The organism is Mesorhizobium sp. CAU 1732, assembly GCF_039888675.1.
GTDB lineage: Bacteria > Pseudomonadota > Alphaproteobacteria > Rhizobiales > Rhizobiaceae > Aerobium.
This window is the reverse complement of record NZ_JBDQQR010000003.1, coordinates 284,061-297,433: the sequence shown is the minus strand read 5'-3', so window position 1 is coordinate 297,433 and position 13,373 is coordinate 284,061. Positions and strand designations below refer to the sequence as shown.

The 13,373-nt window shown below is 65.9% G+C and carries 10 protein-coding genes; 6 read left to right on the top strand and 4 right to left on the bottom strand.

All coding sequences use genetic code 11. The annotated features are described in order from the left end of the window. Positions 1-6: 6 nt before the first annotated feature. Positions 7-780, bottom strand: a complete 774-nt coding sequence (locus AAFN55_RS23010) for a WecB/TagA/CpsF family glycosyltransferase (protein ID WP_347801316.1) — start codon at positions 778-780, stop codon at positions 7-9. An 11-nt stretch (positions 781-791) separates the two neighbouring features. Continuing rightward, a complete protein-coding gene (locus tag AAFN55_RS23005; protein ID WP_347801315.1) occupies positions 792-2,273 on the bottom strand; it encodes an undecaprenyl-phosphate glucose phosphotransferase in 1,482 nt (493 codons plus the stop codon). A gap of 357 nt (positions 2,274-2,630) precedes the next feature. Here AAFN55_RS23005 and AAFN55_RS23000 point away from each other — a divergent pair, with 357 nt between their 5' ends. The 5 genes from AAFN55_RS23000 to lpdA all read left to right on the top strand — a co-directional run bounded on the left by AAFN55_RS23000 (position 2,631) and on the right by lpdA (position 9,627). Next, positions 2,631-3,824 (top strand): Gfo/Idh/MocA family oxidoreductase, encoded by a 1,194-nt coding sequence (locus tag AAFN55_RS23000; protein WP_347801314.1) that lies wholly within the window; start codon positions 2,631-2,633, stop codon positions 3,822-3,824. A gap of 247 nt (positions 3,825-4,071) precedes the next feature. Further along, the gene (locus AAFN55_RS22995) at positions 4,072-5,316 is read left to right on the top strand and encodes a 3-methyl-2-oxobutanoate dehydrogenase (2-methylpropanoyl-transferring) subunit alpha (protein ID WP_347801313.1); all 1,245 of its coding nucleotides are present in this window, start codon (positions 4,072-4,074) and stop codon (positions 5,314-5,316) included. A gap of 175 nt (positions 5,317-5,491) precedes the next feature. Continuing rightward, the gene (locus AAFN55_RS22990; protein WP_347801312.1) at positions 5,492-6,505 is read left to right on the top strand and encodes an alpha-ketoacid dehydrogenase subunit beta; all 1,014 of its coding nucleotides are present in this window, start codon (positions 5,492-5,494) and stop codon (positions 6,503-6,505) included. Positions 6,506-6,703: 198 nt separating this feature from the next. Further along, complete coding sequence (locus tag AAFN55_RS22985; protein WP_347801479.1) at positions 6,704-8,041, top strand: dihydrolipoamide acetyltransferase family protein; 1,338 nt, start codon at positions 6,704-6,706, stop codon at positions 8,039-8,041. A 188-nt stretch (positions 8,042-8,229) separates the two neighbouring features. Then, positions 8,230-9,627, top strand: coding sequence for a dihydrolipoyl dehydrogenase (lpdA, locus tag AAFN55_RS22980; protein WP_347801311.1), 1,398 nt, complete (start codon positions 8,230-8,232; stop codon positions 9,625-9,627). Positions 9,628-9,957: 330 nt separating this feature from the next. On the opposite strand, the gene AAFN55_RS22975 is transcribed toward lpdA, so the two are convergent. Together AAFN55_RS22975 and gcvA are read right to left on the bottom strand one after the other, a co-directional pair. Continuing rightward, positions 9,958-11,130 carry an aminotransferase gene (locus tag AAFN55_RS22975; RefSeq protein WP_347801310.1) on the bottom strand — a complete coding sequence of 391 codons (1,173 nt, stop codon included), beginning with the start codon at positions 11,128-11,130 and terminating at the stop codon, positions 9,958-9,960. A 16-nt stretch (positions 11,131-11,146) separates the two neighbouring features. Then, entirely contained in the window at positions 11,147-12,145 is a 999-nt protein-coding gene (gcvA, locus tag AAFN55_RS22970; protein ID WP_347801309.1) for a transcriptional regulator GcvA, read from the bottom strand. Positions 12,146-12,296: 151 nt separating this feature from the next. Here gcvA and speB point away from each other — a divergent pair, with 151 nt between their 5' ends. Continuing rightward, positions 12,297-13,358, top strand: a complete 1,062-nt coding sequence (gene speB / locus AAFN55_RS22965; RefSeq protein ID WP_347801308.1) for an agmatinase — start codon at positions 12,297-12,299, stop codon at positions 13,356-13,358. Positions 13,359-13,373 lie beyond the last annotated feature (15 nt).

Genomic DNA, 13,373 nt, shown 5'->3' with positions numbered 1-13,373 from the left:
GTCGTGTCAGCCCGTGCGCGTCAGCAGGAGGAAGAGGCTGTGCGGGTTGGTGACGATGTAGCGCATCGCCAGACGCCGCGGTTCGAGCGCGGTGCGGTAGAGCCATTCGAGGCCCATGCGCTGCATCCAGGCAGGCGCGCGGCGGCGCGAGCCGGAGATGAAGTTGAACAACCCGCCGGAGGTCTTGATGACCTTGACGCTGCCGAGGCGCTCCATGTGGCGCACGACGAAGGCCTGTTCGCGCGGAACGCCGAGGCCGATCCACAGAATGTCCGGGCGCAGGCGGTCCAGATCGTCGAGCAGGGCCGCTTCGCCGGCCGCGTCGAGATAGCCGTGCGAGTAGCCGAGAAGGCGGATGCGGGGATAGCGCTCGCGCACGGTCTGCGCCGCGCGCTCGATCTCGTCCGCGGTCGCCCCGAACATGAAGTAGGTCGTGCCTTCGGGCAGCATGAGGCTCGCATCGTCGAACAGGTCGGTCGTGCTGGTGCGGTCGGGCACGGGCCGCGAGGTCAGGAGACGCGAGACGGTTACCATGGGCTGGCCGTCGGCGCTGATCACGTCGGCCTGCTGGAACAGCTCGCGAAGCTCCGGATCGCGCGCATACATCGAGATGACCTGGCCGTTCGACGAGGTCATGAAGAGCGGCTGCTGCATGTTCGGCAGGCGGCCCGCGATCGCGTCGTCGATCAGTTGCACGGTTTCCCTGCGGCTGAGGCTGGCGCTGATCATGCCGCCGAGCGTGCAGACGGGGATCATGTCCCGGATTTCCCTGTTTCGCATCGTCATGTCCTTCAAACGGCGTTCTTGTGGATGAGCCCGATGAAGGGCGTCGCAGCGATGATCGAGACGTCGAAGAGGATGGACCAGTTCTCGATGTAATAGAGGTCGGCGTCGAGGCGCTTGCGCATGTCCTCGACCGTGTAGGTCGGGCCGCGATAGTCGTTGACCTGCGCCCAGCCGGTGATGCCGGGCTTCACCCGATGGCGGTTGTTGTAGAGCGGCAGGAGCTGGCAATAGGCCGCGTTCATCTCGACGGCATGGGGGCGCGGACCGACGATCGACATCTCGCCGCGCAGCACGTTGAAGAGTTGCGGCAACTCGTCGATCGACAGGCGGCGCAGGATGCGGCCGACCCGCGTGACGCGCTTGTCGTTGCGCGTGGCCTGGAGGAAACGGTTCTCCTGCTGGACGTGCATGGTGCGGAACTTGAGGACCGAGATGACCTTGTTGTTCAGCCCATGGCGCTTCTGGCGGAAGAAAACCGGGCCGGAGCTGTCGAGCTTGATGGCGGCGGCGACGACGAGGAGCAGGGGCGCGAGCAGGATCGTGGCGATCGCTGCGATCGAATAGTCCTCGACGGCCTTCATCATGTGACCCCAGCCGGAGATCGGCTTTTGCTGGATGTCGATGAACTGCACGCGCGCCAGCGAGCTGATGCCATGCATGGGCACCGCCTGCGTCTCGATATCCGGCAACAGCTTGATCTCGGCCGGAAGCACGCTCAGCTCCGCCAGCATGGTCTGCAGATAGCGGCGGCGGGACGGCGGCAGGGCGATGATGATCGTGTCGAGGCTGTGGCTCTGGCCGAAGGCGATGAGCTTTGCGAGGCCCTGGTCGCGTTCGATCGGGTCCGTGTCGGAGACCGACGATTCCGGGCTGAACACGCCCATGATCTTGACGCCGCTGTCGTCGGAGGCGAGCGCCTTCAGCGCGCGCTGGAGCGGCTGGTCCATACCGAAGATGGCGGCCTGCCGGCAAATCGCGCCGCGGATGAGTTCGCTTCGGAAGACGCCGGACGCGATCGCGCGCATCGTCCAGACGCTCGCGGCGGCCGCGATCAGCCACACGCCGAACCAGACGCGCGAGAATTCGCCGGCCGCGCCGAACACGACGCCGATGAGCGCCACGACGCCGAAGGCACCGGCAAGGTTGGCGATGGTCCCGCCGGAATGTGTCACAAAGCGGGACAGCCGATCGAGCGAGTACTGGTCCGACCTGTAGTTCAGGTAGCCGAACACCACGACCGTCAGGATCGACGGCCAGATATAGGTGTTCATGAAGTCGTGGTGTTCGAGCTGGCCGTAGACGTAGAGGTAGCCGATCGCCACGCCGAGCGTCAGGACGACGGTCAGTTCGATGGCCGCGTAGATCTGTCCCGCGACCTGCGGGCTCACCGCCTGGGGCCGCGCGCGCAGTCCCAGCGGCTGATATTCGCCGAGAGGTACCGCGTGCTGGAAGCGCGGTTCCGGGAAGTCTGTGTCTTTAAGAGACAATATCTTCACCCCCTGATACGTTTTGTGCGTCGTGCGGACGCCTCATGAGGGGTCAAGCAAGGAGCGGGCCACGGGGAGGGCGGGACGGCGTAATGCTGCAGGTGATGGGCCGCGCAAAGGGATATGGCTTTACCCCACCCCCTACCCCTCCCCACAAGGGGGAGGGAGCCGGAAGCGCCGAACTGCGACAGGTCAAGAAGCACCAAGCGGAAAAGAGAAGCGTGACGTTGAAGCCCTCCTTCCCCCTTGTGGGGAGGGGTAAGGGGTGGGGGTAGGCTTTCCGCGATCGCTTGCCGGCACTTGAATCGGTTTAGGTGATGCGCGACAGTCCCGGCGCTTTTTGAGATGGAGTGCGACATGGCAGGCGAGAGCAGGACCCCGGGCGACAACACACCGATCCGCTACGGGATGGTCGGCGGCGGGCAGGGCGCATTCATCGGCGGCGTGCATCGCATCGCGGCCCGGCTCGACGGCGAGTTCCAGCTTGTCGCGGGCGCGCTGTCTTCTGATCCAGCGCGCGCCAAGGCGTCGGGCGCGGAACTGGGGCTCGACCCGGACCGCAGCTATGCGTCCTTCGCGGAGATGGCGAAGGCGGAGGCGAAGCGACCCGACGGCATCGAGGCCGTCGCGATCGTGACGCCGAACCACATGCACTATCCGGCCGCGAAGGCATTCCTCGATGCGGGCATCCACGTCATCTGCGACAAGCCGCTGACGTCGAACCTGGCAGACGCCAAGAAGCTCGCGGCGGCTGCGGCGAAGAGCGGGAAGCTGTTCGTGCTGACGCACAACTACACCGGCTATCCGATGGTGCGGCAGGCGCGCGAGATGGTGGCGAAGGGGCTGCTCGGCGACATCCGCGTCGTCCAGGCGCACTATGCGCAGGACTGGCTGACCGAGAATGTCGAGGCATCCGGCTCCAAGCAGGCGAGCTGGCGCACCGACCCGAAGCAGTCCGGCGCGGGTGGCGCGACAGGCGACATCGGCACGCACGCCTACAATCTGCTGCGCTTCGTGACCGGGCTGGAACTCGACACGCTCGCGGCCGACCTGTCGGCCTATGTGCCGGGGCGGCGGCTCGACGACAACGCGCATGTGATGCTGCGCTTCAAGGCCCAGGCGAAAGCGCCGGCGGCCAAGGGCATGCTGTGGGCGAGCCAGGTCGCGCCGGGCCACGAGAACACGCTCAAGCTCGCGGTGTACGGCACGAAGGGCGGGCTCGAATGGGAGCAGGAGCATCCGAACCATCTCTGGTTCACGCCGTTCGGGCAGGAGAAACGGCTGATCACGCGCAACGGCGCGGGCGCGGGCGCGGCGGCCGCGCGGGTCTCGCGCATTCCCGGCGGCCACCCGGAAGGCTATCTCGAAGGCTTCGCCAACATCTACGCGGAGGCCGCGCGCGCGATCCGCGCCATGCGGCGCAAAAACGCCAAGCTGCCCAAGGAGGTCGTTTTCCCGACGGTCGCCGATGGCGTCGAAGGCGTCGCGTTCGTCGAGGCCTGCGTGAAATCGTCGGCGAAGAACGGCGCGTGGACCAAACTCCAGCTTTGACGGGGCGTTTTTCACAGGCGCGCGCAATTTTTTCGAAGGCCTGCAACAGGCCGAAGCTTTCGCCGCGGGTCTTGCGCGCGCAAGATTGCTAAAGGCCGGTAAGGCGACGCCGACAGAACCGGAAAAACGAAGCCGCGGACGCCGCTCCCCGTTGAGCCGGCCCGGTGCCGGGCCCATAGCGCGCGTGTAGACAAGAGCCTTTTCTTCGCCTTAGCTGGTCCTATCTTGGGTTGGCGAGGAGACGACAATGCCCGAATACGGGGCCGAGACTGCAAGGCTGAGCCTTCACGTTCCCGAGCCGGAGGTTCGCCCCGGAGACACGCCCGATTTCTCGAAGGTGGTGATCCCGAAGGCGGGGTCCGTCGATCGTCCGCCGGTCGATGTCGATCCACGCGAAATCCGCGACCACGCCTATTCGATCATCCGCGTGCTGAACCGCGACGGCGATGCCGTCGGGCCATGGGCGGGCACGCTGACCGACGACGAGGTGATGGAAGGCCTGCGCCACATGATGACGCTGCGCACCTTCGATGCGCGCATGCTGATGGCGCAGCGGCAGGGCAAGACGTCCTTCTATATGCAGCATATGGGCGAGGAGGCCGTCGCCTGCGCATTCCGCAAGGCGCTGGAGCCGGGCGACATGAACTTCCCGACCTATCGACAGGCCGGCCTGCTCATCGCGGGCGACTATCCGATGGTCGACATGATGAACCAGATCTATTCCAACGAGGCCGACCCGCTGAAGGGCCGGCAACTGCCGATCATGTATTCGTCGAAGGATCACGGCTTCTTCTCGATCTCCGGCAATCTCGGCACGCAGTTCATCCAGGCGGTGGGCTGGGCGATGGCTTCGGCCATCAAGCGGGACACGCGGATCGCAGCCGGCTGGATCGGTGACGGATCGACCGCCGAGAGCGATTTTCACGCGGCACTGGTCTTCGCCTCGACCTACCGCGCACCCGTGGTTCTCAACATCGTCAACAACCAGTGGGCGATCTCGACCTATCAGGGCATCGCACGCGGCGGCTCGGGCACGTTCGCCGCACGCGGCCACGGCTTCGGCCTGCCGTCGCTGCGTGTCGATGGAAACGACTACCTGGCCGTTCACGCCGTGGCCAAGTGGGCGGTGGAGCGCGCGCGCCGCAATCTGGGGCCGACGCTGATCGAATACGTCACCTACCGCGTCGGTGCGCATTCGACCTCGGACGACCCCTCCGCGTATCGACCCAAGACGGAATCCGACGCCTGGCCGCTCGGCGATCCGGTGATCCGGCTCAAGAACCATCTGATCAAGCGCGGGCTCTGGTCGGACGAACGCCACAAGCAGACGGAGGCCGAATTCCTCGACACGGTGATCGCCGCGCAGAAAGAAGCCGAAAAGCACGGCACGCTGCATGCGGGCGGCAAGCCCTCGACGCGGGATATGTTCGAAGGCGTCTATGAGACGATGCCACCGCATCTGCGGCGTCAGCGGCAGAAGGCGGGGGTGTGAGGATGGCGAGCGCCAGCATTTCCTTCTCCCCGTTCACGGGGAGAAGGTGGCCCGAAGGGTCGGATGAGGGGCAGCGTCCCGTTCTGACAAGTTCGCGCCGCCCCTCATCTGCCTGCCGGCATCTTCTCCCCGTGAACGGGGAGAAGGGAGCCTTCATCAACGCCGGAGCGTACCCATGCCCCGCATGACCATGATCGAGGCCATTCGCTCGGCGATGGATGTCACGATGGGCCGCGACGACAATGTCGTCGTGTTCGGCGAGGATGTCGGCTATTTCGGCGGCGTGTTTCGCTGCACGGCGGGCCTGCAGCAGAAATACGGCAAGACGCGCTGCTTCGATGCGCCGATCTCGGAGCTCGGGATCGTCGGCGCCGCGATCGGCATGGCGGCCTACGGGCTGAAACCTTGCGTCGAGATCCAGTTCGCCGACTATGTCTATCCGGCCTATGACCAGATCGTTTCGGAGGCGGCGCGGCTGCGCTATCGCTCCAACGGCCAGTTCACCTGCCCGATCGTGATCCGCATGCCGACCGGCGGCGGCATCTTCGGCGGGCAGACGCACAGCCAGAGCCCGGAGGCGCTGTTCACGCACGTCTCCGGCCTGAAGGTCGTCGTGCCGTCCAACCCGCACGACGCCAAGGGCCTGCTGATCGCCGCGATCGAAGACCCCGACCCGGTGATCTTCCTCGAGCCGAAGCGGCTTTATAACGGGCCGTTCGACGGGCATCACGACCGCCCGGTGACGGCGTGGTCGAAGCACCCGCTGGGTGAAGCACCGGACGGGCATTACACGGTGCCGCTCGGCAAGGCTGAAGTCCGGCGCGCGGGAAGCGCGGTCACGGTGCTCGCCTACGGCACGATGGTCTATGTCGCGCAGGCGGCGGCCGAGGAAACCGGCATTGACGCGGAGATCATCGATCTGCGCACGCTCCTGCCGCTCGATCTCGAGACGATCGTCACGTCGGTGAAGAAGACCGGACGCTGCGTGGTGGTCCATGAGGCGACGCTGACGTCGGGTTTTGGCGCGGAGCTTGCGGCGCTGGTGCAGGAACATTGCTTCTTCCATCTGGAAGCACCGGTGGCGCGCGTCACCGGCTGGGACACGCCCTATCCGCATGCGCAGGAATGGGATTATTTCCCCGGCCCCAAGCGCGTCGGCGAAGCGCTGGTCGAGACGATGGGGGCTTGATGATGCTGCTTGAAGCTGAGTTTTCCTTGTCGATCGCAGTGCTGCCCCTCATCCGACCCTTCGGGCCACCTTCTCCCCGTGAACGGGGAGAAGGGGAAGCGGCGGCGCTGCGGCCATCCTCCTTCTCCCCGTTCACGGGGAGAAGGTCCCGGCAGGGGGATGAGGAGCAGCGCTGTCATGACGCGGGGGGACGCCGAGATGGCTGAGCACACGATCAAGATGCCGGATGTCGGCGAGGGTGTCGCGGAGGCGGAGCTTGTCGAATGGCATGTGAAGGTCGGCGATCTCGTCCGCGAGGACATGGTGCTGGCCGCCGTCATGACCGACAAGGCGACGGTGGAAATTCCGTCTCCGGTGGAAGGCGAGGTGACATGGCTGGGCGCCGAGATCGGCGAGACGGTGGCTGTGGGGTCGCCGATCGTGAAAATCGCGGTGGGAAGTGCTGTCGGCGAGGAGGTTGAGTCTTTCGGAGAGGCGACCCCCACCCCTAACCCCTCCCCACAAGGGGGAGGGGAACCGGCTACGGCATCGCCGCAGTCCGGGAAGCCAGCCGATTCTGGTGCGTCCGCCCAGCCTTCCGAAACGGTGAAAACAAAGGCGCAACCGTCTCCCTCCCCCTCGTGGGGAGGAGGTAGCCACCTATCAACCGGCGCGCCGCGCGCGGAGGGCGAGAAGCCGCTGGCCTCTCCGGCCGTGCGGCTGCGGGCCAAAGAGGCGGGCATCGATCTGCGGCAGGTTGCGGGAACCGGTCCGGCTGGCAGGATCAGCCATGAGGATGTCGACGGGTTTCTCGCGCGCGGGAGCCAGACTGCCGTTGCCGGGCTCCAGCGCAATACGGGCGTCGAGGAGATCAAGGTCGTCGGGCTGCGCCGCAAGATCGCCGAGAAGATGGCGCTGGCCAAATCGCGCATTCCGCACATCACCTATGTCGAGGAGATCGACGTCACGGCGCTGGAGGAGTTGCGCGCCAAGCTCAATGCCGAGAAGAAACCCGACCGTCAGAAGCTCACTTTGCTGCCGTTCCTGATGCGCGCGATGGTCAGGGCGATCGGCGAGCAGCCGCAGCTCAACGCGCATTTCGACGACGATGCGGGCGTGATCCATCGCCATGGCGGCATTCATATCGGCATCGCCGCGCAGACGCCGTCGGGGCTGGTCGTGCCGGTGGTGCATCACGCGGAAGCGCGCGATTTGTGGGATTGCGCGGCCGAGATGGCGCGGCTTGCCGACGCCGCCAAAGCCGGCACCGCGACGCGCGAGGAACTGTCCGGCTCGACCATCACGATCACCTCGCTCGGCGCGATGGGCGGGATCGTGACCACGCCGGTGATCAACCATCCCGAGGTCGCGATCGTCGGCGTCAACAAGATGATGGTGAGGCCGGTCTGGGACGGCTCGCAATTCATCCCGCGCAAGATGATGAATCTGTCGTCGTCCTTCGATCATCGGGTCATCGACGGGTGGGATGCGGCGGTGTTCATCCAGCGGATCAAGGTGTTGCTGGAAACGCCGGCGATGATTTTTGTGGAGGGGTGAGAGATGATTGCTTCCGTCGAGGCTTGCGTTTCTTCGCGCCCCCCTCTGTCCTGCCGGACATCTCCCCCACGAGGGGAGAGATTATTCTCGTCATCGACACAGCGTGATCTCCCCCCGTGTGGGGGAGATGTCCGGCAGGACAGAGGGGGGCAACGTAGCGCGCGGCATTCCAGTGCGGGAGCGGGATCATGAAAGACATCTCCTGCAAGCTTCTCGTCATCGGCGCCGGGCCGGGCGGGTATGTCTGCGCGATCCGGGCGGGCCAGCTTGGCGTGGATACGGTGATCGTCGAGGCTGTGAAGCCGGGCGGGACGTGCCTCACGATCGGGTGCATCCCGTCCAAGGCGCTGATCCATGCGGCGGACGAGTTTCACATGGTCTCGCAGATGGCGTCGGGGAAGAGTTCGCTCGGCATTTCGGTGGCGGAACCCAGGCTCGACCTGAAGAAGACGGTGGCGTGGAAGGACGGCATCGTGGGGCGCCTGACGACGGGCGTTGCGGGGCTGCTCAAGAAGGCCGGCGTCAAGTCGATCCAGGGATGGGCGCGGTTTCGGGACGGCAAGACGGTCGAGGTCGAGACGGAGACGGGGCTTCAGGTGATCCGCGCCGAGACGATCGTGATCGCGACGGGATCGGTTCCGGTCGAGCTGCCGTTCCTGCCCTTCAAGGACAATGTGATTTCGTCCACCGACGCGCTTGCGCTGAAGGCTGTTCCCAAGACGCTCGCGATCGTCGGCGGCGGGTATATCGGGCTGGAGTTGGGCACGGCGTTCGCCAAGATGGGTGCGGCGGTGACGGTGGTCGAGGCGCTGCCGCGCATCCTGCCGCTCTACGATGCCGACCTGACGCGGCCGGTTATGAAGCGTCTCGAAACGTTGGGCGTCACCGTGATGACCAACGCGAAAGCCAAGGGCCTGTCGCCGAAGGGCGATGCGCTGCTGGTCGAAAACGGTGACGGCAAGGAGAGCAGGATCGCGGCGGAGAAGGTGCTCGTCACGGTCGGCCGCAAGCCTGCCGTCGAGGGGTGGGGGCTCGACGAGATCGACGTCGATCGTGTCGGAGCGTTCATCCGCGTGGACGACCAGTGCCGCACGTCGATGCGGGGCGTCTACGCGATCGGCGATGTCACCGGCGAGCCGATGCTGGCGCATCGCGCGATGGCGCAGGGCGAGATGGTGGCGGAGATCGTCGCCGGCCACAGACGAAGCTGGGACAAGCGCTCAATTCCCGCTGTGTGTTTCACCGATCCCGAGATCGTGTCGGTCGGGCTGTCGCCGGACAAGGCGAAGCAGGCGGGCACCGAGGTCAAGATCGGGCAGTTTCCGTTCTCGGCCAACGGCCGCGCCATGACGTTGCAGGGCGAGGCGGGGTTCGTGCGGGTGGTGGCGCGGGCGGACAACCATCTGGTGCTCGGCATCCAGGCGGTCGGGTCAGGCGTGTCTGAGCTCTCGGCTGCGTTTTCGCTGGCGATCGAGATGGGCGCGCGGCTGGAGGACATCGCCGGCACGATCCACGCGCATCCGACGCAGAGCGAGGGTTTTCAGGAAGCCGCACTCAAGGCGCTGGGGCACGCGCTGCATATTTGAGTCGACGTCTGCGCCGCCCCTCATCCGCCCTTCGGGCCACGGGTCTCCCGTCCTTCGGACCCCCGTAAACGGGGAGAAGGGAGAAGGGTCGGCGTCGCGGCAGCGTCGTACCCCCACCCCTTACCCCTCCCCACAAGGGGGGAGGGGGACCTTGATCGCCCATCATCTCCGCGAGTTTTCGTGTCGGGTATCCACGTTCCCGAATCCCCCTCCCCCTTGTGGGGAGGGGTAAGGGGTGGGGGTTGCTCCATATGCGATAGCCCTGCCGTTCACGGGAGAGGATGCCGGCAGGCAGGTGAGGGGCAGTGCCAGCGTTGCCAGTCAATGCATTTACCCGCGCATCAAGCGCAGCCTGCCGGCGACTTCCGCGATCTGGTCGGTGTCCACGTTGGCGAAGGCGACGCGCAGGTGCCGCTCCAGGCCTTGGCCGAAATAGGCGCCGGGGATCGTGACGAGGCCGTAGTCCCTAGCGAGCATCTCGGCGACGGAGGCCGACGAGCGGCCTTCGAACGGATGGCGCACGAAGGCGAAATAGGCGCCGATGGCTTGCAAGTCCCAGGCGGGCGTCCGCGCGAAGGCCGCGCGCATGGCCTCCGCGCGGCGCTCGATTTCGAGGCGGTTGGCCTCTCGCCATTCAACTAGGGCGGGGAGGCCCTTCGCGACGGCCTGCTGCGGCGCGCGGGGCGCGCAGATCTGGAGATTGTCCATGACCTTGGCAATCTGCTCGACGACGGCGCTTCCGGCGGTGATCGCGCCGAGGCGGTGGCCGGGAATGCAGAACGACTTCGAGAAACTGTAGAGCTGGATGAGGTTTTCCTGCCAGCCCGGTTCGCTGAACAGCGCATGGGGGCTGTCACCGCCGGCGATGAAATCGCGATAGGTTTCGTCCAGGATCAACCAGATGCCGCGCGCGCGGCACAGCGCAAAAATCTCGGCCAGAAGCGCGGGCGGATAGACGGCGCCGGTCGGGTTGTTCGGCGAGACGAGGGCGACGGCTTTGGTGGTTTCCGTAATCGCGGCGGCGACATCCGATGGGCGCGGCAGGAAGCCGTTTTCCGCCGGGCAATCCACATAGCGCGCCTCGATGCCCATCATGGCAAGCGTCGTTTCGTGGTTGAAGTAGCACGGATTGGTCATCAGGACCGCGTCGCCCGCACCGGCGACCGCAGTGAGCGCGGCGACGAAGGCCTGGTTGCACCCGGCGGTGAGGTGAGTGTCCTCCGCCGAGATGGATGCGCCGTAGAGCGCCGAGACGTGATCCGCATAAGCGTCCCGCAGGACCATGTCGCCCTCGATCGCGCCGTAGCCTGCGAGGTTGGCCGAGCCGGCCGCCTCCGAGAGCCACGCCAGCAAATCGGGGTGCGGCGGATAGCCCGGCACGGCCTGCGACAGGTCGATCAGGGGACCATGCGCGCCGTCATAGGCTCTGGCCCACGCCTGAACGGCCGGGATCGGGGGCGGTGCGAGCATCTCGACCAGCGGATTGAACACTGCCTTCGGCATTGGCGACCTTCCCTCGCTATCGGATCTTGGGCGCGCGTGGCGCCGATTTTCTCTTGGCCCGCGCATCGTCGGGGCTGACCTGCGGGCGGCGAAGCGTCCGTCTGGCGGACGCCTGCGGCTCGGCGCGGGCATCGCCTTCCTCAAGCTGGGCGAAAAGCCAGTCGATGAAGACACTGACGATCGGGGCCGCGCGCAAATCGTTGCGGCAGGCGACGTAAAACGCGTCGGCCGCGGGCACCGCCAGATTGAAGGGCGCGACGAGCTGACCCTTGGCGAGCAGACCCGCCGCCGTCATCGTATCGCCGAGCGCCACGCCGTGGCCGTGCATGGCGGCCTCGATGCCGAGCCGCGCATCGGAAAAATGGTGCTGGGGACCGCGCGCGAGGTCGAGCGCGTCGGCAGCGGCAAGCCAGGTCTGCCATTCGCGGCCGTCATCGGCGTGAAGCATCACATGGCTGCCGAGATCGCGCACGGTGCGGATCGGCCTTGTGTTCATCAGCGTCGGGCTCACGACCGGAAAGAGGTCGAGATGCGTCCAGCGCCGCAGCCAGCAATCCGGCCAGTTGCCGTCGCCATAGAGGATTGCGACATCGATCTCGGTCGAGCGGATGCCCTGCGGATCGTTGGAGGCATCCATCTGCAAGCGGATATCGGGGAACTGGGCGATGAAGCTGCCGAGGCGCGGAATCAGCCAGAAAGAGAGAAGCGCGGGTACGCAGGAGACGGACAGCGTGCCGGAACTGGTCGGCCGCGTCATGCGCGCGGTCGCGGCGGCGATGTTCTCGAAAGCGGTCGAGACGGCCGGCAGAAGCTCCGCGCCGTGTGCCGTCAGCCGCAGCCGATGCCCGCTGCGATCGAACAGGCGGACGTCGAGCGAGGATTCCAGCGCCTTGATCTGATGGCTGATCGCGCCGTGGGTGACGTTGAGCTCGGTCGCAGCGCGCGTCAGCGAGCCATGACGGGCCGCAGCCTCGAAGGCGCGCAGGGGGTTGAGGGGCGGCAGACGGTTCGCCAAACGAGCGGGCTTTCACCATTGAGAAAAATTCACATCAACACGTATAACAATATCAATTGAGTTTCCAATCCCGCTATCGCAGCATGATGCTGGAAAAAGCGGTCTGCGCTGTCTGGCACTGGTTGGCCGCGACCGAAACGGGAGAGACGCGATGGCGTGGGACGCGGGCAAGCTCAGCGCTTTGAAAGCGAAGTACGATTCCGGGCATGGCGGGGATATTTTCGATCCGCGCTTCCGCCGCGTCGCCGACCGCATCTTTTCGGCCAGCGGGACGCGTGTCGCGCCCTATGCCGGCATGCCGACCCTTCTCGATGCACCGCACCGCCCGATTGACCCGGCAGCGCCCGATTTCGGCGATCTCCAGGTCGCGCTCGTCGGCATGCCGATGGATCTTGGCGTGACCAACCGCAACGGGTCGCGCTTCGGTCCGCGCGCGCTGCGCACGATCGAGCGCATCGGCCCCTACAATCACGTGCTCGACTGCGCGCCGGTCTATGAAATGCGCGTTGCCGATATTGGCGACGTGCCGTTCCGCAGCCGCTACCGGCTGGAAGACAGCCACGAGGATATCGAGGCGCATATAAGAAAGATCGTCGATGCCGGCGTGACGCCGTTGTCGGTGGGCGGGGATCATTCGATCAGCCATCCGATCCTGCGCGCGGTCGGGCGCGACCGGCCGGTGGGCATGATCCATATCGATGCGCATTGCGACACGTCGGGTGCGTTCGACGGCACCAAGTTCCATCATGGCGGGCCGTTCCGGAACGCGGTTCTGGACGGCGTGCTCGATCCGACGCGCACGATCCAGATCGGCATTCGCGGCGCGGCGGAATATCTGTGGGAGTTCTCCACCGATTCCGGCATGACCGTCATCCACGCCGAGGAGATGCCCGCCATGGGCATTCCGGCGATCATCGAAAAGGCGCGCCAGATCGTCGGCGATGGACCGACCTATCTGTCTTTCGACATCGACAGCCTCGACCCGGCCTATGCGCCGGGCACCGGCACACCGGAGATCGGCGGTCCGTCGACCCGCGAGGTTCTGGAGTTGATCCGGGGCCTGAAAGGCGTCAACCTCGTGGGCGGAGACGTGGTCGAGGTTGCGCCGCAATATGATGCCACGACGAACACCGCACAGGCCGGTGCTCAGGTTCTGTTCGAGATCCTGAGCCTGATGGTTTTCAGCCCTTCCATCGGTGGGCGGGCTGCCTGACCCGGCGAAGACCGG